The sequence below is a fragment of the Paraburkholderia phosphatilytica genome (assembly GCF_003443895.1).
Lineage (GTDB): Bacteria > Pseudomonadota > Gammaproteobacteria > Burkholderiales > Burkholderiaceae > Paraburkholderia > Paraburkholderia phosphatilytica.
In genome coordinates this window covers 19200-41425 of record NZ_QQOA01000048.1, presented here as the reverse complement: position 1 = coordinate 41425, position 22226 = coordinate 19200, and the positions used below count along the sequence as shown (strand labels likewise).

Annotated in this window: 19 protein-coding genes and 1 pseudogene; 5 read left to right on the top strand and 15 right to left on the bottom strand. The window is 63.1% G+C overall.

Features of this window, described 5'->3' with window-relative positions; translation table 11 throughout:
• Positions 1–94: 94 nt before the first annotated feature.
• The 3 genes from DVS29_RS32005 to DVS29_RS31995 are packed head-to-tail and all read right to left on the bottom strand — an operon-like array spanning position 95 to position 3658.
• Positions 95–1042, bottom strand: coding sequence for an ABC transporter substrate-binding protein (locus DVS29_RS32005; protein ID WP_118184543.1), 948 nt, complete (start codon positions 1040–1042; stop codon positions 95–97).
• Positions 1043–1080: 38 nt separating this feature from the next.
• Positions 1081–2112, bottom strand: a complete 1032-nt coding sequence (locus DVS29_RS32000; RefSeq protein ID WP_118184542.1) for an ABC transporter permease — start codon at positions 2110–2112, stop codon at positions 1081–1083.
• Entirely contained in the window at positions 2105–3658 is a 1554-nt protein-coding gene (locus tag DVS29_RS31995) for a sugar ABC transporter ATP-binding protein (protein ID WP_118184541.1), read from the bottom strand. The genes DVS29_RS32000 and DVS29_RS31995 overlap by 8 nt, the downstream gene beginning before the upstream one ends.
• A gap of 229 nt (positions 3659–3887) precedes the next feature.
• Here DVS29_RS31995 and DVS29_RS31990 point away from each other — a divergent pair, with 229 nt between their 5' ends.
• Entirely contained in the window at positions 3888–4589 is a 702-nt protein-coding gene (locus DVS29_RS31990; RefSeq protein ID WP_118184540.1) for a FadR/GntR family transcriptional regulator, read from the top strand.
• Positions 4590–4599: 10 nt separating this feature from the next.
• Positions 4600–4953, top strand: coding sequence for a type 2 periplasmic-binding domain-containing protein (locus tag DVS29_RS31985; protein WP_240655912.1), 354 nt, complete (start codon positions 4600–4602; stop codon positions 4951–4953).
• Positions 4954–4993: 40 nt separating this feature from the next.
• Here DVS29_RS31985 and DVS29_RS38035 read toward each other — a convergent pair.
• The 5 genes and pseudogenes from DVS29_RS38035 to DVS29_RS31960 all read right to left on the bottom strand — a co-directional run.
• Positions 4994–5260, bottom strand: a pseudogene (locus DVS29_RS38035) (ArsB/NhaD family transporter); the annotation flags it as partial.
• Positions 5261–5642: 382 nt separating this feature from the next.
• Complete coding sequence (locus DVS29_RS31975) at positions 5643–6386, bottom strand: YoaK family protein (RefSeq protein ID WP_118184539.1); 744 nt, start codon at positions 6384–6386, stop codon at positions 5643–5645.
• A gap of 425 nt (positions 6387–6811) precedes the next feature.
• A complete protein-coding gene (locus tag DVS29_RS38205; protein ID WP_118184538.1) occupies positions 6812–8437 on the bottom strand; it encodes a methyl-accepting chemotaxis protein in 1626 nt (541 codons plus the stop codon).
• Between the two features lie 13 nt (positions 8438–8450).
• A complete protein-coding gene (locus DVS29_RS31965) occupies positions 8451–9710 on the bottom strand; it encodes an MFS transporter (RefSeq protein WP_420816180.1) in 1260 nt (419 codons plus the stop codon).
• 157 nt (positions 9711–9867) lie between these two features.
• Positions 9868–10920, bottom strand: a complete 1053-nt coding sequence (locus DVS29_RS31960) for an ABC transporter substrate-binding protein (protein WP_118184536.1) — start codon at positions 10918–10920, stop codon at positions 9868–9870.
• Positions 10921–11061: 141 nt separating this feature from the next.
• On the opposite strand from DVS29_RS31960, the gene DVS29_RS31955 reads away from it, so the two are divergent.
• Positions 11062–11727 carry a response regulator transcription factor gene (locus DVS29_RS31955; protein ID WP_118184552.1) on the top strand — a complete coding sequence of 222 codons (666 nt, stop codon included), beginning with the start codon at positions 11062–11064 and terminating at the stop codon, positions 11725–11727.
• Positions 11714–13111: a sensor histidine kinase gene (locus tag DVS29_RS31950; protein WP_118184535.1), complete on the top strand. Its 1398-nt coding sequence runs from the start codon at positions 11714–11716 to the stop codon at positions 13109–13111. Before DVS29_RS31955 ends, DVS29_RS31950 begins: the two co-directional genes overlap by 14 nt.
• A 71-nt stretch (positions 13112–13182) precedes the next feature.
• Here DVS29_RS31950 and DVS29_RS31945 read toward each other — a convergent pair whose 3' ends face one another.
• From DVS29_RS31945 to DVS29_RS31930, 4 genes are all read right to left on the bottom strand, one after another.
• Positions 13183–14232: a porin gene (locus DVS29_RS31945; RefSeq protein WP_118184534.1), complete on the bottom strand. Its 1050-nt coding sequence runs from the start codon at positions 14230–14232 to the stop codon at positions 13183–13185.
• Positions 14233–14326: 94 nt separating this feature from the next.
• A complete protein-coding gene (locus tag DVS29_RS31940) occupies positions 14327–15544 on the bottom strand; it encodes an MFS transporter (RefSeq protein WP_118184533.1) in 1218 nt (405 codons plus the stop codon).
• An 18-nt stretch (positions 15545–15562) separates the two neighbouring features.
• Positions 15563–16567, bottom strand: coding sequence for a fumarylacetoacetate hydrolase family protein (locus DVS29_RS31935; RefSeq protein WP_118184532.1), 1005 nt, complete (start codon positions 16565–16567; stop codon positions 15563–15565).
• On the bottom strand, positions 16564–17361 hold the full coding sequence (locus DVS29_RS31930) for a cyclase family protein (RefSeq protein WP_118184531.1): 798 nt from the start codon (positions 17359–17361) through the stop codon (positions 16564–16566). Before DVS29_RS31930 ends, DVS29_RS31935 begins: the two co-directional genes overlap by 4 nt.
• A gap of 144 nt (positions 17362–17505) precedes the next feature.
• Between DVS29_RS31930 and DVS29_RS31925 the strand changes: the two genes are divergently transcribed.
• Positions 17506–18213, top strand: coding sequence for a GntR family transcriptional regulator (locus DVS29_RS31925; protein ID WP_118184530.1), 708 nt, complete (start codon positions 17506–17508; stop codon positions 18211–18213).
• A gap of 16 nt (positions 18214–18229) precedes the next feature.
• Here DVS29_RS31925 and DVS29_RS31920 read toward each other — a convergent pair whose 3' ends face one another.
• The 3 genes from DVS29_RS31920 to DVS29_RS31910 form a co-directional block, all read right to left on the bottom strand.
• Positions 18230–19612, bottom strand: coding sequence for an isoxanthopterin deaminase (locus DVS29_RS31920; RefSeq protein WP_276314357.1), 1383 nt, complete (start codon positions 19610–19612; stop codon positions 18230–18232).
• A gap of 40 nt (positions 19613–19652) precedes the next feature.
• On the bottom strand, positions 19653–20990 hold the full coding sequence (locus DVS29_RS31915) for a nucleobase:cation symporter-2 family protein (protein ID WP_118184528.1): 1338 nt from the start codon (positions 20988–20990) through the stop codon (positions 19653–19655).
• 64 nt (positions 20991–21054) lie between these two features.
• Positions 21055–22179: a CobW family GTP-binding protein gene (locus DVS29_RS31910; RefSeq protein WP_118184527.1), complete on the bottom strand. Its 1125-nt coding sequence runs from the start codon at positions 22177–22179 to the stop codon at positions 21055–21057.
• Positions 22180–22226: the final 47 nt, after the last annotated feature.

Here is a 22226-nt window from a genome sequence, read left to right as displayed (position 1 = left end):
GGTGATACGTGATTGACTGCGTCGATCATTGAACGGATGCCCAAACCGGTCCGCGTCGACCGCGCAAGCGCGGCGACGCGAACCAGGAGTGTCGTCAGTAAAGAACGTTCTTCGCTGTGGGGGAATCGAGGTTTTGTTTGTCGACCATCACCACGCCCGTATCGATATCCTTCGAAACAGGCTTATGTTCGATGACGTTCACGACGGTCTGGATGCCCTTGTACCCCATCTGATAGGAGCCCTGCACGGCGATCCCCTGGATCGTCCCGTCGCGCACGAAGTTTTGCAGATCCTGATTACCGTCGAACCCGATCGCGACGACTTTTCCTGCCTTCCCGGACTGTTTGAGCGCTCGCCCCACACCAATGGCAGTCGGCTCGTTCGCACCGAAAATTCCCTTCAGATCCGGATTGGCCGAAAGCACATCGGTGGTCTGATTCAACGCCGTCGCCATCTGGGACTGCGAGTAGTACGGACCGACGACCTGCAACTTCGAATGTGCCGCGAGGTATTTCTTGAAGCCGCCGACACGCCCGATTTCCGATCCGGCACCCGGCACGTAGGACATGAGCGCGATCTTTCCGCTCTGGCCGACGCGGTCGATCAAGGCCTGCGCACAAAGCTCACCGGCCTTCTCGTTGTCGGTCGACAGAAACGACTGGTAGTACTGCTTGCCGGAATCGGAGAGGGCGGAGTCGATCAGCACGACCGGGATATGCGCCTCCCATGCTTTCTTGATAGCCGGTACGAGCGCGTCGGGATCGGACGGCGCGAGCACGATACCCGCGACGTGCCGGTTGACGGCATTCTCGACCATGTTCACCTCATCCGCGATATCGGATTCGGCCGCCGGCCCCTGGAAGGTCATCGTGTATCCCTTCGCGTCGCTGAGCGCGGTTTGCGCGCCCTTTTGCACGTTTTGCCAGTAGTTCGAATTGACGGTCTTGACGATCACGGCGATTTCGCCGCCCGCGGCATACGCGCCTGTGCTGAACGCGGCGCACAACATCGCCGATGCCGCGAAAATAGAAAGTCTTTGCATGTCTCGCTCCTCTTTTTTCATGGTTGAACTGCGTTTGATTACCGCTTTTTGCTTCGCAACTGATCGATCCACACGGTGCCGAGAATCACGACGCCGATGATGATCTGCTGGATGAAACTGGATACCCCGTTCATGTTCAGGCCGTTGCGCAGCACGCCGATCACGAACGCGCCGATGGCCGTGCCCGAGATCGTGCCGACGCCTCCCATCAGCGACGTGCCGCCGATCACGGCGCTCGCGATCGCATCAAGTTCGTACATGACCCCTTCGTTGGGTTGCCCGGTCACGAGACGGGACATCAGCACGCAGCCCGTCACGCCAGCCAATGCGCCGGAAAGCACATAGGTGAACATCGTCACCCCTCGAACGTCGACGCCTGAAAGACGGGCCGCTTCGGGGTTGGAGCCGACCGCGTAGATGTGCCGGCCGAGCGAGGTCTTCGATAGCAGGATGGCGCCCGCGATGAAGAACATGACCATGATGACGACGGGATAGGGAACACCCGGAAATGTCGTATCCGGAAATCCATCGGCACCGATATGCGAGACCCGGAACAACGCGCCGTTGCCCAGAACACTGAACGCGCTGCTGAGATCCGAAACCGGCCTTGCTCCGGTAATCTGCAGCGCGAGACCGCGAGCGACCAGCATCATGCCGAGCGTCGCAATGAATGGCGGCAAGCCCATGCGCGTGACGCAGATACCGTTGACGTATCCGCACAGCGCACCTACCAGCACCCCGCACAGCATGGCAACGGGCACCGGCATGCCCGCCTTGGTGAGCAACGCGGCCGAAACGCCCGCGAGCGCAAGCACCGACCCGACCGACAGGTCAATGCCGCCGGTGATGATGACGCACGTGGCGGCAACGCCCAGGTAAGCGATCGACGTCACCTGCAAACTGACGGTCATCATGTTGCCGACCGAAAAGAATGCCGAACTGGTGATCGAAAACGCAATCACGAGTGCAACCAGGCTACCCAGGGCCGCGAACTTCTGAATGAGGTCGCGACGCCGCTGCCGCGCCGAGCGATCGGCGGGCTGGCTACGATCCGATGTCATTTCAAGCATGGGTACGCCCCGAAGCAAAGTGCATGATCTCCTCCTGACTGGTTTGTTTCGTTTCGAGAACGGCCGTTATCCGGCCCTCGTGAAAGACGGCGATCCGATCGGTCATCCCGAGCAGTTCAGGCAACTCCGAACTGATCAGCACGACGCCGACACCGTCCGCGGCGAGTTGATCCATCAGCCCGTAGATGGCGAACTTCGCACCCACGTCGATTCCGCGCGTGGGCTCGTCGAAGAACAGGATCTTCGATCCCCGGTACAGCCATTTACCGATCACGACCTTCTGCTGATTGCCGCCTGACAGGTTGCGAACGATCTGCTCGACCGATGGCGTGCGGATGGCCAGGTCATGCACGTAGCGACGCGCGATCGCGGCCTCTTCATCGAAGCGCAGGAAGCCCGTCCGCGACGAGATGCCACCGACATTGGAAAGCGTGATGTTCGCGGCGACGGACATCCCGAGCGCGAGGCCCTCCTGCTTGCGGTCCTCCGACAGGTAAGCAATGCCATGACGAATCGCTTCTCTCGGCGAGCGGATCGTCACGCGCTTGCCATGCAGTTCGATCGCTCCCTCGTCCAGCCGGTCCGCACCAAAAATCGCTCGGGCAACCTCGGTGCGGCCGGCCCCCATGAGGCCGGCAAAGCCGAGAATTTCGCCTCGACTCAGCTCGAACGACACAGGGCCAAATACCTCGTTGCGGCGCAGATCGCGCACGCTGAGCAGCACATCTCCGGTGGGCGTGGACTTTCGCGCGGGGTAGGCATCGTCGAGGGAGCGCCCCACCATGCGCGCGACGATGTCATTCACCGTCAACGCGGCGAAATCGTCTGTGGAGATATGCCGGCCGTCGCGCAGCACCGTCACGCGATCGACGATCTGCGCCATCTCGTCGAGGCGATGCGATATGTACAGGATCGCGACACCGGCCGCGCGGAGTTCCTGAATGATTCGAAAAAGCTGGGCGGTTTCCGATTCGGTCAAAGAGGACGTCGGTTCGTCCATGATCAGCACGTTCGAATCGAACGAAAGCGCCTTCGCGATTTCCACCATCTGTTGCTGCGCGATCGACAGCGTGCCCACCAGCGTCGTGGGAGCGACATCCAGGCCGATCCGTCGCAGGCAGAGCACTGCGTCGGCGTTGAGCTTGCGGGTATCGACGAACGGGCCGCGCTTCGGCTCGCGGGCGAGGTAGAGGTTCTCCGCCACGCTCAAATGCGGAACCAGGTTCAACTCCTGGTGAATGATCGCGATCCCCGCGGCCTGTGCCTCGGACGTCGAACCGAACCGGACCTCGGCGTCGCGGTAACGGATGGTGCCTTCGTCAGGCTGGTACTGGCCGCTGATGATTTTCATCAGCGTCGATTTGCCGGCCCCGTTCTCGCCGCAAACCGCGTGAACCTCTCCCGCTCGAAGGTCCAGACGGATGCCGTCAAGGGCGACTACGCCGGGAAATCGCTTCACTACGCCCTCGAGACGCAGGATCTCACGACCCGGAGGAGCGTCTCGATCGGCAACGACGAGGCTTGATGAACCACAGGGCGCTGTCATTACGTCTCCATGTCCAGCCGACCGTGCATGCGGTCAGTCCAATTTAGACGGATTAAAGCCAAAATCTACTATTTGGTCAAGCCAATATGTATTTATCTATATTGATCTTACCTCTAGCAAAAACCCTAACAGGGTCGCCAATCGCCCACGTGACAACGGTTACAAGCCGTCATGCTAGACTTCGACACACGCTCTACGGCCCCACACGGCGTTCCCTTTCACCCACTCGATGAAATCGACAGAACCCAAGCGGCTTTACCAATCCGTCGCCACCCAGATCCTCGCGTTGATCCGACAGGGCGACTTTCCGGCTGGAGAACGGCTGCCGCCCGAGCGTGAACTCGCGCTGAAACTGGGCGTGTCGCGACCGTCGCTGCGCGAAGCGTTGATCGCGCTGGAGATTGGCGGCCAGGTGGAAATCCGGATGGGAGCGGGCGTCTATGTCCGCGAGGCGGGTGAGAACGCCGCGGGTACGGTGGCCGCGCTAGGCGACAGCCCATCGGAATTGATGCAGGCACGAGCGGCCATCGAAGGCAGTGTGGTCGTGCTTGCCACGGCCCATACGACCGCAGCCATGCTGGATCGGTTACGTCGCACGGTCGAGCGGATGCGCCGGCTGGCCGCCGCCGGCAAATCGCCTGTTGAGGCGGACCGGCAATTCCATATGCTGATCGCGGAAGCTGCGGGCAATTCGGTACTCAGCCGCTATGTGGGAGAGTTGTTCGACAGCCGCCACGATCCAATTGCAGCCGCGATGCGAGGTCACACTGAAAGCGTCCAGACCTGGACGGCAGCCGTGCAGGAACATGAGGCTGTTCTCAAGGCTTTGCAGGCCGGCGACCCCATCGCGGCGCAAACAGCGATGCGCGCACATCTCATGGCTTCCGAAGAGCGCTGGATCAGCGGGGCATTGAAACAGGGCATGGAGTAAGCCGAGCCTCATGATCGCAGACACGGTCGGCGAACAACGGGCGATCCCGCCACGTGGTACAGCACCGTTTGAACATATGCGGCAGGCCTTCGCCGAGCAAGGGCCCGGCTTGCCCAACGTAGTGGTTGAAACACGTTCGACTACCGTGCAGAAGAGCCTCGTCACACGATCAGGATTCCTCATCTGCATCGCCGAGCCGATGTATGTCATTGAAAGTAAAGCGGGCGTATTCGATACACTCCAGGTTCCTGGCGTAGTGGGTCGACGCAAGTTAACCGCGTTTCGACGCCGGCACGGGATTTTACCGAGCCCAGCCATGAAGCTGCTGGAGCAATCAAGTCAGTTGACGGCACCAAATTCTTAGCGCCACGCACTCCTCATCGATTGCACCCCATACAGGTTATCTAGTGAGCAACAAGCAGCCGCGCAGCCAACGTCAACACGAAGGTGGGCGACATGACTGCTGTGCCTACCTTGAAGAACTACATCAAGCTCACCTGCTCGCTCTCCCGGCGAATCGCCGTGAGCCAGAGGATGGTCGCCAATGATCCAGTGATCGACAGATTCGGACCAAGATCTACACCAATCAGCAGGGCGCCGGTTACGCTCTCTGGACCATGCGCCTGCAGGACGATTGCGCTCGAGATGAGTCCGGCAGCGAGGTTGTTGATTGCCGCATAGCATCACCAGCTGAATGGCGAACGATATTCGTCCAATCGTCAATCAGCACATCGAGGTTTGCTTCGATGAAATCCGATAGAGCCATATGCGCCCCCGGTTTTCCAAAGCGATAGTGTACGCGGCGTTATGTGACGCGCCGGGCTGATACCGTCTGACGGACGTCTGCAAAGCTCCGCGCACATTTGGAGGCGTGCGCTCCAGGGCCGCTGGCCTGCGCGAAACGACCAGTCGAATTCCGGGATTCCCGCGACGCGGATCGGCCAGGGGGTCGCAGGCTTACGGCGACTCGACTGCCCCTTCTCGACTGCGGATTCATGTCCGCTTTACGCGCAAATGCAGACACCTTTCAGGCAATGCTGCTCTGCGTTTCGCCTAACTGCGGTACGCGAGTATGTCGTCGAAGATTGGGACTACGGCGAGACTAAGAAGAACGATTGCAAGAGGGATGGTGGCCACAAATCCCAGGTGTCTAAAGCCAACTGCGCCAGTAAGTCCGCCAGCCAGGAACGACATTAACAACGAACCAAGTAGTCGCAGCTTATTTCGATCACTGCAGACCAGGTCGTCTGACATTGCCCCGGTATTCCAATAGAGCAGCTTTCCAAGCTCGATGCCAATATCTGTCACGAGACCAGTGACGTGTGTGGTCCGAATCTCTGCTTTTGAAATCTTTGTGATCATGGCGTTCTGCAATCCCATCACATAGCAAAGAAGGCAGACAGTAGCCGGCACAAACAGTACCTGGCGCGCTTCCAGATTCGAGCCCAGTAAGCCAAAGAAGAGAAGCAGCGACGCCTCGAACATCAACGGCATTGCGTATCGACTATGAAAGTGCTTACGCCGCCCCCAGTTAATCAGGATGGCTGATGTGGCCGCCCCCACGAGGAATGACAGCAAGGAGCCCACCCCGGCCACCACCAGCTTGAGGTCGCCGAGCGCAAGGTTATCGGCCACCGACGACACAATGCCAGACATGTGGGATGTGTACTGCCCCACGGCAAAGAATCCGCCGGCGTTGGCCGCTCCAGCGACGAACGCGAGAGATCGCCCGAGACGACGATTTGTGGCATCGCTGCGCTCAGGCTTCGTGAAACCGCGAAAATAGTTGACGGGCATGCTGATTACCCTCGATATCGGCGACGTGGTCCGGCAAAGGTGCGCAGGAGTTAGCCGATCCTAACACGTGAAGACACTGATCTCTCCAGCCTGGCTCCGTGCATCGAATCCATCCAATGGGCGGTCGCCGCACGAATGGGAATGTCGGCTCAGGAATCAGTAACTGACTGCGTCGTAGAACTGCCGACCGTTTCTTTGTGGCCGTTCTCGGAAGTTCCCGGTTGGAAGTAACGGCTCTCGCATCGCCCACATTGGACGTTATATCGCTCGGACACCCTCACACAGCGGCGATTGGTAGCACGCTTGCCGTGATAATCCGGAGGATTTTAAGCGAAGCGGAAACGGCCTGATATTCGACAGTGACGAATCAGGCGTTCCGGGTCAGCGCGTGACGCTGCCCGTACTCTTCGGAAATGCCCACGAATTCAAACCTGGAGCACGCCAGTATAAGGGGCAGTCTTCGAAGCGCCGACGCCTGCCAACGGAGTTTCCCGTGCATCGACACTAAAAACGGCCACCGCGTCCCGCAACTGGGCTGCCTGCTGATCCAGGGAGAACGCCGCCGCGGTGGCCTGCTCGACCAGCGCCGCATTTTGTTGCGTCACCTGGTCCATCTGCGTGACCGCGATATTGACCTGTGCGATCGCCGTGCTTTGTTCTTCGGCGGCTGAAGCGATTTCCGTCATGATGCCCGTGGTTCGCGTGGCGGACGCCACGATCTCCGTCATCGTGCACCCGGCATCTTCCACCAGATCCGATGCCGCCGCGATCTGGGCGACCGATTCCGTGATCAATGCCTTGATCTCCTTTGCAGCCTCGGCGGAACGTTGCGCAAGCGCGCGCACTTCGCCGGCGACCACCGCGAAGCCTTTGCCTTGTTCGCCCGCGCGAGCCGCCTCGACTGCGGCGTTCAGCGCAAGGATGTTGGTCTGAAACGCGATGCCTTCGATCACGCCGATGATCTCGGTGACCCGGCTCGAATTGCCCGAGATGTGTTGCATGGACGACACCACCTGACCGATCTCCCGGCCGCCGCGTTGCGCGACAGTCGATCCCGAATCGGCGAATCCGCTTGCCAGTTTTGCGTTGTCCGCATTCAGGCGGACCGTGCTCGTGATCTGCTCCATGGTCGAAGCCGTTTCCTCAAGCGACGCCGCCTGCTCCTCCGTACGCTGCGAGAGATCGGCGTTGCCTTGCGCGATTTCGCCAGCGGTGACGGATATGGTTTCGCTCGTGTGTTGTATGTGCCGGACGATCGCGATCAATTGCGCCTTCATCGCGCTGAGCGAATGCATCAGGCTGATGTCGTCGCCCGGCCTGAGCGGGACGGCGACACGCAGATTGCCACTGGCCACGGCATTGGCAATCTCGGCGGCTTCGCCCGGCTCGCCGCCGAGCTGCCGGGTCAGCGAGCGCGAAATCCGCGTGGCCAGAACCACAGCGCAAGCGAGGGCCACGACGACCAGGATCGCCACCAGCCTGACGGTGTCGCGATACGCAGATTCGGCCGCCGCGCCCTCGTTCGCGGCGCCCTTTTCGAAGTGGTCCGCGATGGTTTGAATGTCTTTGTCGATGGCATCGCGAATGGGACCGGATTTACCTTTGAGGATCGCCATCGCCTGATCCGTCTGCCCTTGCGTCGCCAGGCTTCGCACCTGCATGTTGAACGCCATGTAGCGCGGCATCAGCTTTTGAATTTCAGCGAACACGCTGGCCTCTTCAGGCTCGCGGATAAACTTTTGAAGCTCGGCATTGGCACGATCGTAAGCCTCGACGCGCGGAGGCATGCGGGAATCCACGGCCTGCGCATCCGCTACCGACGATGCCGCCGCGAGCCGGTACTCCGACAGCCGCAGATTGGAAAGCGCGTCTCTCAGTTCCAGACTGGCTCGCATGCCGCCCAGCCAGCGGTCCCGCAACTGCGAGACGTGTGCGTTCTCGCCGCGGACTTCGACCAGCGAGCCCGCTCCGAGCGCGAGCAACAGCAACCCGATCAATGCGAAAGCCGTCGCAAGCTGCGTGGCAACCTTCATATTGGGCAACAAGGTCATGATCGAAGCCCTCTCATGCCGCCACAGCCGCGATCGCGCGTTCCGACCGCACCCACGCGGTCATGGCGCCCAGTCCGAGCACGGCAAGACAGACGATCGGCACGATCATCGGTCCAAACGCGGTTCCAGTGAGCTTGCCGGCGAGCGGCATCAGATTCTGGCTGAAAAAGCCGCCGAGATTGCCGATCGAATTGATCGCCGCGACGCTCGCCGCCGCGCGCGCGCCGGTGAAGTAGCGCGGCGGCATCGACCAGAAGCACGGATACAGCAGCGGAATGCACGCGCCGCCCAGCACGAGCGCGACGAAGCGCAGCGGCGTCGAGGGCAGCACGAGGCTCAGCAGGAAACCCAGCGCACCGAGCGCGGCGACGATCGCGATCGCCCGCAGGATGCTCTTCGCGCGGCGCAGCTTCGCCGGCAGGTACAGCAGCAGCAACACCGATAGTGCCCAGGGCAGCATGCTCAACATGCCGTTCATGCCGCTCGACACGCCGAACGATTTGACGAGCGTCGGCAGCCAGTAGGTCACGCCGTACAGCGACGTCGACATCAGCATGTAGGTTGCGGCGAACAGCATCACGCGCGGATCGAGCAGCGCCTTCCAGGGCTGCGCGTGTTCCGCGTGCTCCGGCTTCTCGCGCTCGAGCGCAGCCGCGACGACCTGCTTCTCGTCCTCGCTCAGGAAACGCGCCTCCCGGTACGACGCCGGCAGCAGCCTGAACACCGCGATGGCGACCAGCACGGCGGGAATACCGGTCGCGATGAACACCCACTGCCAGCCCGCGAGGCCCCAGACGCCGTTCAGGCTCAGCAGCCAGCCGCCCACGAGCGAGCCCAGCATGTTCGCGAGGGCACTGCCGAGCGTGAAGATGCCAAGCACGCGTGCCCGATAGCTTTGCGGGAACCACAGCGTCAGGTAATAGATCACGCCCGGATAGAAGCCGGCCTCGGCGACGCCCAGCGCGAAGCGCAGCCCGCAGAACACCTGCATCGAGGTCGTGAAGCCCATCAGCACGGTAATCGCGCCCCACGTGAGCATGATTCGCGCGAGCCACACGCGCGCGCCGAAGCGATGCAGCGCAAGCGTGCTCGGCACTTCGAACAGCAGATAGCCGATGAAGAACAGCGAAGAAGCGAGACCGAACGCGGCCTCGGTCATATGCAGACTGTGCACCATCTGCAGCTTCGCGAACCCGACGTTCTGCCGGTCGATGAACGAAATCAGGAACATCACGACGAGAATCGGCATCAGGCGGCGCGCCATCTTCGACATGACGTGCCGCTCTTTCGCGGATTGGGATTCAAGGTGCGGGGCGGCGTTCACTACAGACTCCTCAGTGGCTTCGGTCTTCTACGGTTCAGTCTGCTGCGCCCAGGTGGTAGCGCGCGAGCAGGAAATCGAACGGAAAAATTCAGGGGTAACGCAAGCACTACGTCGGATGGAAGCCGGCGAGCGTCGTCACGAACATCTCGTTCCAGGTGCGCGGTTTCGCCTTGATCGTGCCGACCATGTAGAGAAATTCGACGTAGTCCATCAGCAGGTCGGGCCACACCGAAAAGCGCGTCTCTGGCGCGGCGAGCATCTGCATCACGTCGTCGCGCGATACGTCGACGCGCGACGAAGCAACATAGATCGCGGCAGCGGCCTTGCGATCCTGAGCGATCAGGCGGTTCGCTTCGTCGAGCGCGCCGATGAATGCCGTCGCGAGCGCGGGCTCGGCATCGATCAGCCGCTTCGGGGCAAATACGACATCGAGTGTCAGCGGGCCGAGGACGTCGATCGAATCAACGACCCGATGAATGCCCGGCTGCCGCAATTCGAGCGTCGAGAACGGCGGCGACGTGAAGTGCGCGGTGACGCCACTCTCGCGCCGGAGCAGCGCCTGCATCGCCTGCGGATGCGGCAGGCTGATGGTGATCGAGTCGAGCCGCGCGAAATGCCCCGGCCCGAGCAGCTTGCTTGCGACCATCTGCAGGACCACCGCCGAGAGCGAGGTGCGGATGCCCGGCACCGCGATCCGGTCGGACGGCGTGAAGTCGCCGAGGGATGCGATCTGCGACCGGTTCGTGTTGAGCGACAGCGACGTCGTCGAAAGCCCGCTGATGCCGATCACCTCGACGTTCGGAATGCCGCGCGCCCGCGCCCACAACTCGATGAAGCCGGGCGCGCCCGCGGCGGCGAAGTCGAGCGTGCCGGCCATCACCGCATCGTCGACCGAATTGCCGCCGTCGAGCAGCACCCACTCGACGCTCACGTCGCGCAACCCGTGACGGGCGGCATGACGCTCGAACAGCCGCGCCTTCTCCATCACGAGCAGCGGCAGATACAGCAGGCCATAGCCCTTCGAGATCCGCACCGTTCGTGCATTCGACGAGCGCACCAGCGCAGGTGCGAGCGCCGCGCCGAGACCGGCCGCGATCAGCGCGCGGCGGCGCGGCGAAGGCCTTGCGCGATGACCTCCGCGGCCCTCCCCCTGGTGCATGTCGTGGTCTCCTCTGGTAATAATGCGGTCGTCGCCGCATGACTCATGCTTCGCAAGATTATCGAGTGAGTCTGAGAAAATGCTGACATCGGCTCCCCGGGGAAACCCTCAATCGAATTGAAGATCGGCAGGAACGGCACCATGCGCATTCTGGTAGTGGAGGACGACACGGAAATCGGTGCGGCGATCCAGAGCCGGCTGACGCGGCTCGGGCACGCCGTGGATCTGGAAGCGGACGGCGCAATGGCGAACAGCCTGCTGCGCGTCGAGCGTTTCGATCTCGTCGTGCTCGACGTGATGCTGCCCACGACGGACGGCTTCGCGATCCTGCGTAACCTGCGCGCCGCGGGCTCCACGACGCCCGTACTGCTCGTTACCGCGCGCTCGGCGATCGACGATCGCGTGAGCGGCCTCGGGCTCGGCGCCGACGACTATCTCGTCAAGCCGTTCGACTATCGCGAGCTCGAAGCCCGCGTGCAAACGCTCCTTCGCCGCAACAGCGGCCATGCGAACGACCTCGTCAAGCTCGGCGGCCTCGCGATCGACCGCAGCAGCCGGCTCGCCGAACTCGACGGCAAGCCGCTGTCGCTCTCCCGCCAGGAGTTCGCGCTGCTGGAAATCCTCGCCAGCCGTCCGCAGCGCATCTTTTCGAAAGACGAACTGCTGAACCAGCTGTTCAGCTTCGGCAACGAGCCGACCGCAAACGCGGTCGAGCAATACGTCACGCGCGTACGCAGGAAGCTGCAAGGCAGTTCGGTCGAGATTCGCACCGCGCGCGGCATGGGGTATCAGATTGCGACGCTCTGACTGGTTCCCGAAGACGCTGTTCGGCCGCACGCTGCTGTTCATCGCGCTGGTCGTCGCGTCGGGCGCGGCGGCGCTCGCGATGATCGCGCGGTACTACGCGGGCGTCGCGTCCGAGCGCGCTTACGACCAGCTGCTGGCGGGCGCGGCCATCCAGGTCGCGGAGAATCTCTACGTGCAGGGCGGCGTGCTCGCGCTCAATCCACCGGTGGCCGCGCTGTCGACGCTGTCGAGTTACGACCTCGTCTACTACAAGGTGGTCGATTCGCGCGGCGTCGTGGTGGCAGGCTCCGGCGACCTGCAGAGCCCGGTGAGCGCCGTCGCCGGCCGGCAAGGTCCCGAGTTCGCGAACGGCAGGTACCAGCAGCAGCGCATCCGGATGGCGGTTATCGCCCGCTATATGCCGGAGGAACGCACGCCGGGCTGGGCCGTGGTGACGGTCGCGCAGACGACGCACGCCCGGCAGCAGTTGACGAACGACATGAGCTTCAAGGTGTGGACGCTGATCCTGCTGATGAGCGTGCTCGCGATCGGCGCAAGCGGTCTCGCGATCCGGCGCGGCCTGCGCCCGCTCGCGCAGATCGAGACGATCATCGCCGCGCGCGATCCCGCCGACCTGCGCCCAGTTGCGGCTGACACGCCGAGCGAAATCGACGCGATCATCGGCGCGATCAACGGCCTGCTGCGCCGCCTCGCGGACCGGATGACGATCATGCAGCGCTTCATCGCCGACGCTGCGCACCAGATGCGCACACCGCTCGCGCGACTCGACGCACAGATCGAGCTGCTCGACAGCGAGACCGATCCGGCGCGCTACGCGGCGCGTCTCGACGCGCTGCGCGCAACGTCCGCGGACGTCGGCCGGCTCACCGGGCAGTTGCTGAATCACGCGATGGTGACTCATCGCACCGAGGTCGTCCCGCTGCAGCCGGTGGAACTGGTCGGTCTGGCGAAGGAAGTGCTCGGTCGCACCATCCCGCTCGCCGACGCACGCGACGTGCGGGTGGCGTTCGAAAGCGACGCGCGGCAGGTCTGCATTGCCGGCGATCCGATCAGCCTGCAGGAAGCGCTATCGAATGTGCTGCACAACGCGCTGCTGCACGGCAAGGCCGACGAGATCGGCGTCCGCGTCGCGTCGCTGCACGAGGCCGTGACGCTGACCGTGACGGACAATGGCCGCGGCATTCCTCGCGAACACTGGGAGATGGTGCTGCGTCCGTTCGAGCGGCTCGGCGAGGATGGGGCCGAGCGCGGCACAGGCTCGGGCCTTGGGCTCGCGATCGTGCAGGAAGTGATGAAAGCGCACGGCGGGCGAGTCGTCTTCGCTTTCCCTGAAACTGGCGGCTTTGCCGTCACGCTGGCGTTTTCGTCGCCAGGTGACGGGTAGCGCCAATAGAGATCGGTGTGGATTCCGCGTAGCCCCCCAACCCAGGCGCCACGTGTCCTCGTTCGTCCGCCTCAGAACTTCACTCTGATGCCAATGCCCGCTGTATTGCCTGTCGATTGTCCGGTGAGACTGTCGGACAGGTAGGCGGCATAGACGTCGGTGTGCTTCGACAGCGGAAGGTCGTATCCCACCGCCCAGGTGCGGCGGCGCACGCCCGACGAACCGCTGCGCTTCGAATACGCATATGAGGCGAGCACGGTACCCGAACCAAGCGGAATGCTTGCCCCCGCCTGACCTGTGCTGACACCGAACCCGCCTGGTTCGACGTGATCCTGGACGTGAAGATACTGGGCGTACAGCTTGACGACCTTGAAGTCATACGTCGCGGCGAACTGGACCGTGCTCTGACTTTGGAGGCCCGGAACACCAGGCAAGGCGGAACCGATATCGCCGGCCACCGCGCTGTAGTTCACGTACTGATAATCCACCGTAGCCGAAAAAGGACCGTGGAAGTACAGAAGCTGGGCGTCCCACTTATGCAGTCCTGCGTCGCCGGCTGCGTTGCCGAACGCATACATCGCGCCGCCTGTCAGGCCGTTGAAGAGCGGTGAGTGAAAGGCGACGGCGTTGCTCCAGCCCGTATCGCCGACAAGACCCTGTCCGCCTTCTCCCAGGTAGGTCTGCAACACGATCGGCGAAAACGTGAACGAATCGGCGAACGGATTGAACAGGATGGTGGCAACGAACATATCGGTCGTTTGCCGTCCGGCCGTGAACGTTCCATACGAAGACTCGATGCCGACATATGCATTGCGCGCGAAAAATACATCGCCCGGATAGCGCCCTGCCGCTCCATTCTGCGGCTGAAAAAAGCTTTCGAGCGTGAACAGCGCCCGGGCGTCTCCGCCAAGATCCTCAAATCCTTTGACGCCCCAGTAAGAGGTGGACATGCCGCCACCGCCCTCGACCCATGCATTGGCTGCACTAGGCTCCTTCGTTGCCGCAGCGAACACGTCTGCCTGACCATACAGGGAGACGCTCGACTGAGCGAATGCGGAAGCATTCGGCAACATGCACAGCACAGCCAGAATCGAGGTGACGGATCGAGCGAGAGTTTCCATTTTTACCCTATTTATTTTGTACTACTACATAATCCGGAAAAATTGATTTCGCTATGCAGTACCGCACTGACTTCCAGGCAACGCGTTGGACTCGTTATGGAACTTCCGCGCGGGCCTCGACCGTCATCCCCGCTCCGCGCCGTGGAGCGGGGGCGAAAATGCCGAATAGCGTGAATGCAATGGCGACCACGCCGAGGAACCACCATCCGCCCTGAAAGCCTGAAGCAGCGACAATGTGGCCGAATCCAAGCGGCACGGCAAACCCGCCGAGCGCAGCGAGCGACAGCATCAGGCCCGAGGCCGCCGGCACGTCGTGCAGCGGGATGCGGTCGGGAAACATCGCCGGCACGCTGAACCACGGCGTGAGCCCGACCATCGTCACCAGGCCAATCGCGATCGCGGCAACGTGAAGGCCGGAGGCATCCAGCTTCGGTAGCGCAACGATCACCAGCCCACTGACAATGAACGACCCGCAGATGAGGAGCTTGATCCTGCCGAAGCGGTCGGACAACCAGCCGCCCGCCAGCGCCGCGGGAATGCCGCTCAGCAGCAGCAGCGCGCCGAGCCGGCCACCTTCGGTAGGCGAGAAATGCAGGATGCGCTCCGCGTAGATCGGCAGAAGCTGCGCGATCGTGAAGAATGCGCCATATGAACCCACGATACTGAGTCCCCACCACCAAAGCGTGCTGTTTCCGAGCACGCGGCGCACTGCGCGCAGGTCGAGATGACCACCGGCAACCTCGCTCTCTTCCGCGCGCGGCGCGACTGGAAGCAGCAGAACCAGCACAAGGACGGAGAGCCCGACCGCTCCCGCGGCCATGACGCCAGATCGCCAGCCAATCGCCGCAACGACCATCGCCCACAGATAGAGCCCGCTTGCCGCCCCGACGGAGAACGCAACGCCCGTAGTCAGACCGATCGCGAGCGACAGTTCCTGTTCGCGAAACCATGCGCTGACGAGCCCGACGACGGCCCCTAGACAACACGCCCCCCCGGCGCCGGCGATGATGCGCGTGACGAGCATCACCGGGTAGGACGACACGGACGCACCCGCAATGGATGCCATCGCTTCGATCGCAATGCCCACGAGCAGCGCACCCCGCATGCCGATGCGCGCGGACAGCCAGCCGGCAGGCAGATGACACACGCCGTACCCGCCGACGAACGCCGCAACCAGTGCGGCGACCTGCGGAATCGCCAGCCCGTACTCGTGTGCAATGGATGGGAACGCGGGAACGATGCAGAACCAGTTCAGCGTGAACTGGAACACACTGGCGCACAGCAGGGCGAGCGCCAACCAGCGATTGTTCATGATCAGTATTCCTATATATCAAGCATATTTAAAAACATCTGATGGCTTTGCGACGCGGTTTCTCAGCACGCTGAGGCCGTCGATCTCGATCTCCACCACGTCGCCGTCGCGCAGCCAGCGGTCGAGTTCAAGCCCGCATCCTCCGCCGACCGTCCCGGAGCCAAGAAACTCTCCGGCATGCAAGGTCTCGTCGGCCGATACATGCTCGATGATGCGTTCGAACCGATGTCGCATGTCCTTCGTCGAGCCCTGCGACCACGGTTCGCCGTTGACCCGCACGGTGACGCTCAGATCATAAGGATCGGCAATCTCATCGACCGTGACGATCCATGGTCCGATCGCGTTGCCGGTATCGAAGTCTTTCCCTTTCGCCGGGCCGAACGGCCCCTCCATCTCGCGTTCCTGCAGATCGCGTGCGGAAAAATCGTTGAAGATCGTGAAGCCGAAAATATGAGCGCGTGCATTGCATGCGTCGATGTCCCGCCCGGCACGACCAATGAACACACCGAATTCCGCCTCGTAGTCGAGCCGTCGCGCTCGCGCGGGCCAGCGAATCTCATGCTCGTGACCGACCACATTGAAGCGGTTTGCCTTGTAGTAGATCGGCTGCTCGAAATAGACCGGCGGCAGCGATATCTGGCCGGGCGTGGGCAATGCGGAAGGATCGTCGCCCCGCCGCTCGGCGCGCAGACGAGCAACGGCAGCGCCAGCCTGGCGCATGTGCAGATCGAAGGTCGAGAAGTCGCGGATCTGCTCAGGCACTGGGACCGGGGAGCGCAGGCGGATAGCGTCAAGCGGTACGACAAAGGATTCACCGCCACTGTGCCGGTTGTCCAGTTCGCGCGCGATGTCGAGCGCTCTATCGCCTCCGCGGATCAGCTCGAGCATGTTCGCAAATGCCGGCAGCGGCTCGCCGTGCGCGGCGCGACAGGCAAGCTGCAGATCGATCATCTGTCCGCGCTCTGGATGGACGATGCCGACTCGTTCCGCACCGCTGTCCGTTACAAAAGTCGCGAGTTTCACGCGTCGGACTCCTTATCGAGAATAGCGACCGCACGCGTAAAACCAGCCGACGCGGCCTTGATCTTGTAGGGAAAACAGGACACCGTGAAACCCGTCGCGGGCAGCAGATGCAGGTTGGTCAGTTTCTCGAGTTGGCCATAACCGATCTCGCGCCCCGCCTTGTGGCCTTCCCAGATAATCGATACGTCGCCGGTCTGCGCGAAACGCGCACGCACATGGGAAAACGGCGCGTCCCAGCTCCAGGCGTCCGTGCCCACTACGCGTACGCCGCGTTCGAGCAGATAGAGCGTCGCTTCACGGCCCATTCCGCAGCCGCTGTGAATGTAGTCCGGCGTTCCATACGCCGCGGCGGCAGCGGTGTTCACCAGCACGATGTCGCGAGGACGTAGTATGTGCCCGATTCGCAGCAGTTCGGCCTCGACCTCCTCCGCGCTGACCACGTGGCCATGCGCAAGAGACCGGAAATCGAGCTTGACGCCCGGAGCAAAACACCATTCGAGCGGAAGTTCGTCGATACCGATCGCGCGCTCGCCGCGGTTCATCGTCGATGCGTAGTGAAGCGGCGCATCCATATGGGTACCGCAGTGCGTATGCATCACGAGATCTTCGACGGCCCAGCCTTCGCCATCCGGCAGATCGTCCGGACGCAGGCCGGGAAACATCGCGGCGATCTGTCCGGCACCATCCTGGTGACCGGTATAACGGATCCGCGGTTGCAAGCCGGGCGGGTCGGCAGGAACGTCGTTTTCGAGTGCGACGGACAGGTCGATAAAACGCAGGTGCTCGGTCTTCATAAGGGCTCCTTCGATGGCTGCATCATGCTCGCGCCACAGCCGCCAAACTATCGGTAGAAACCCGTTTATCGATAAAAATAGGTTTTGTTGACAAAATTCCCGACGCGTAGCAGGATCGCAGCATGCTCAGCGTCATCGCCTGCCATGGATCCCGGAACCAAAGAAACACTCACCGAAGCAATCCTCGCGCGTCTTGTCGAGGACATCGTGTCGGGCGCACTGCCGCCTGAACACAACCTGCGTATCGAACAGCTGAAGGAACAGTACCAGGTCGGAGCATCGCCTCTGCGCGAAGCACTGTCGAGGCTCACTTCGCTTGGCTTCGTCACGAACGAGACGCGTCGCGGCTTTCGCGTTGCGCCACTGTCGCCGGAGGATCTGCTCGACCTGACGCGCATGCGTGTGCTGGTTGAAGCGGAAGCGCTGCGCGATGCGATCGCCAACGGCGACACGCATTGGGAGATGGAAATCGCGGGAAGCTTCGCGAAGTTGTCGATGGCGGTCTCGCGCCCATACGCGCGTCCCGAGGAGGCGCGGCATACGATCGAGTCCGCGCACAAGAGCTTTCACACAGCGCTGCTCGGCGCGTGCCGGTCACACAGACTGATGGAGCTGCAGTCGATCTTCTACGACCAGGCCAACCGCTACCGTCACGTGATCCTGGCTGACGCCCAGACGCTCGACGGTTTCGTCGAGCGTCACGAAGCGCTGATGCTGACGGTGTTGAAGCGCGAACCCGAGCAGGCTATCGAACTGCTTGCGGAGCATCTGGAGATCACGCCGCGCGATGTTTACGGCGTAGCGGGCGCCGATCGATCACCGCTAACGGCACAGAGGAAAAGGGCTTCCTGACGCACTGCCCGCCGCGTCACTCAAGCAGTCGCTCGACTAACGCACGCGCATCAGCCAGCAACGCATCCCGATCGACGCCCGGGATCTCGCCGTCCTCCACCGCCACGCGTCCGCCGATGATGTTGTAGCGCACGCGCGCCGGCTCGCCTGCCGCAACCGGCGCGATCGCGACGTCGTGAAAGCCGCCGAAGCGCACGTCGTCCAGGTCGTACAGCACCAGATCCGCCGCCTTGCCCACTTCAAGCGTGCCGACCGCATCGAGCCCGAGCACGCGTGCCCCTCCTGCCGTGCCCCAATGGATCGTTTCTTCGACCGTCGTTGCCGCAGCGCCGCCTGCCGCCCGATGCACGAGCCACGCGAAGTGCGCTTCGTTGGTCATGCTGCCCGACTCGTTCGACGCCACGCCGTCCACCCCGAGCGACATCGGCACGCCGGCCGCCGCCATGCGCGGCGCCGGCGCGATACCGCTGCCCAGCCGCGCGTTGCTGACCGGGCAATGCGAGCACCCGCTGCCGCTCGCCGCGAGCAGCTCGATCTCCTCCGGCGTCATGTGCACGAGGTGCGCGAACCAGACGTCGGGCCCCAGCCACTCATGGTCCGCGACGAACTCGAGCGGCAGCTTGCCGAACCGCTCGCGGCAGAAGTCGACGTAACGCGTCGTCTCCGACAGATGCGTATGCAGCCGCAGGCCCATGCCGCGCGCCGCCCGTGCGACTTCCGGCAGCAGTTCGGGCGGCAGCGAGAACGTCGGCGTCGTCGGCGCGACGACGACACGCCGCAGCGCGTCCGGCCGCGGGTCGTGATAGCGCGACTTCAGCCGCTCGATATCGCCGAGCATCTGGTCGAGCGTTTCCGGTTTCAGCGCGACCTTCGAAAACCCCGGATGATCGCCCGCCGCCTGCAGCGCGCCGCCCCGGCATAGCACGAAGCGCATCCCGAACGCGGCCGCCTCGTCGAACAGCAGGTCGCCGGTCTCCGTCGTGCCGTCCGCGTGATACAGATAGTGATGATCCGCGCAGGTCGTCACGCCGGACAGCAGCAGCTCCGCGAACCCGAGCCGTGCCGCGACGCGCAGCATCTCCGGCGTGAAGCGCGCGAGGCGCGGATACGGCACTTCGGCGAGCCACGTCTGCAGATCGGCGTTGATGCCGGCGGGCACCGCCTTCAGCAGGTTCTGGAACAGATGATGGTGCGTGTTGACCCAGCCTGGATAGACGACGCACGAACGCGCATCGATCAACCGCTCGCCATCGCGCGGCTCGAGCCCCGGCGCGATTTCGTCGATGCGTCCGTCGCGGATGCGGATGTCGACCTTGCCGAGTCTCGCCGCGTCGCCGCGCAGCCCGCTCATCACCGCGATCGGCTCGCGAATCAGCAGCGCTTCTGGTTGTGCTTTCACGATTGCATGCCTCCTGGGCGGGTTGTCGAAACGCGCTTCGTCATTCGCGCACCATGTGGTGCGATTCCACCGCGATGTCGTCATGCGCGCCGTTGAGGAGCGCGTTCAGCACCACCGACACGAGACACGCGAGCACCACGCCGCTCTGCAGGAACGGCTGGGTCCACTCGGGCATCTGCCTGAACACCTGCGGCGCCATCACCGGAATCAGCGCGGTCGCCATCGTGAAGCCGACGATCAGCACGTTGTAGCGGTTGTTTTCGAAGTCCACCTTCGCGAGCGTCTGCACGCCGGCCGCGACGACCACGCCGAACATCGCAATGCCCGCACCGCCTAGCGCTGCAGATGGCGTCGACGCGACGACCGCGCCGATCTTCGGCACCAGCGCGACGACGCACATCAGGAGGCCGCTGATCGCGACGACCCAGCGGCTGCGCACGCCCGTCAGGATCACGAGCCCGACGTTCTCCATGAACGCGATGAACGGAAACGCCGCGAACATGCCCGCGATCGCGCTGGCGAGCCCGTTCGCGCGCAGCCCGCGGATCACGTCTTCCTCGCTGACTTCTTTCTCGACGATACCGCCGATCGCGACGAAGAGGCCCATCGACTCCACCATCTGCACGACCATCACGACGATCATCGTGAGGATCGGCACCACCGAAAACACCGGCAGGCCGAAGTGGAACGGAACCGGTACGGTCAGCCACGGCGCGTGACTCACGTTCGTGAAGTTGCCCATGCCGAGCAGGCACGCCACCACGCTGCCGACGATGAGCCCGATCAGCACCGCGAGATTGCGCACGAACGGCCTGCCGAACCGGTTGATCGCGAGAATCACGAGCGCGACGAGCAGCGTCACCGATAGAAACGGCAGTGCGCCGAACTGCGCGCTGCCGCGCCCGCCGCCCGCCCATTCGTACGCGACGGGGAACAGCTGCAGGCCGATCACCGTCACGATGCAGCCGGTGACGACCGGCGGAAAGAAGCGCCGCAACCGGCCGACGAGCGGCGCCGCGACGAGCGTAAACAGGCCCGCCGCGATCACCGCGCCGCACACGCCGCGAAAGCCGACGCCCGGGCTCGTGCCGATCGCGATCACCGGCCCGACGCTGCTGAACGCGACGCCCTGCAGGATCGGCAGACGCACGCCGAAGCGCCACACGCCCGCCGTCTGCAACAGCGTCGAGACGCCTGAGCAGAACAGCGCCGTGCTGATCAGCACGGTGGTGTCCGCGGGGGAAAGCTTCAGCGCCGATGCGACGATCAACGGAACCGCGATCGCGCCGATATACGCGACCAGCATGTGCTGCAGACCGAGCGTGATCATCTGCCGCTTCGGTAATACCTGGTCGACGGGATGCCTTGCAGTGTTCATCGAGTGTCTCCTGGATATCGTTCTGTCGTGCGGCTGCGGCGTTGCCCGGCCGCGGCGATGCGGGTCAGGCGGCGACGCTCGCCGCTACGCACGCATGAAAGCGGTCGGTCAACGCGGCACGATCGAGATCGCGGCCGATGAAAACGATGCGGCTCGTGCGCGGCTCGCTGCCCCACGCCTGCGCCGCGCGCAGCTCGATCACGTCGTGCACGCCTTGCAGCACGTAGCGATACGACTGACCCTGCACGGCGAGAATGCCCTTCATCCGGAACAGCGCTGTCTGGTCCGCCGCGCGCAGTTCCGCGAGCCACGTCTGCAACGCGCCGAGATCCATGTCCGCCTCCACCTCGATGCCGACCGAACTCACGCTGTCGTCGTGCTCGTGGTCGTCGTGATCCGCTTCGTGATGGGCGTGATGGTCGTGGTCCGCGTGCTGATGTGCATCCTCGCTCGTGCCGTGATGCTCGTGCTCATGTCCATGCGCATCTTCCGCGCGCTGGAACGATGCGTCCGACTCCACCAGTTGCTGCGAGAACTCCGACGCGCCCACGCCGAGAATGCGATCGAGATCGACGCGCGCATAGCTCGAAGTCACGATCTCCGCGGTGGCGTTCAGCCCGCGCACCCGGTGCATCAGCGCGCCGATCTCCGCCGGCGTGACGAGATCGACCTTGTTGATCACCACCCGGTCGGCACAGACCAACTGGTCGACTGCCTGGTTATCCCGACCATCCAGCACGATGTCGTCGAGATGCTGGCCGACGTGCTTCGCATCGACCATCGTCACGACCGCGTCGAGCGTCACCTGCTGCGCGATCGGATCGTCGATGAAAAAGGTCTGCGCGACCGGATACGGATCGGCGAGCCCGCTCGTTTCGACGATGATGTGATCGAGCCGCTCCGGCCGGTCGAGCAGCGTGCGCACGATCCACACGAGATCCTCGCGCACCGCGCCGACGCAGCAGATGCAGCCGTTCGTCATCTCGTAGATCTCTTCGGTCGACTCCAGCACGAGGCCGCCGTCGATGCCGATTTCGCCGAACTCGTTTTCGATCACCGCGATCTTGCGGCCGTGTTTCTCTCGCAGGATGTAGTTCAGCAGCGTGGTCTTGCCCGCGCCGAGAAATCCCGTCAATACCGTGACCGGAACGCGTTCGATCTCGCGGTGGGTTTCGTGAATCGGGTTCATCGCCTGTCTCCTGTCTTTCAAAGGTGGCGGGTCAGCGCCCGCTCTGG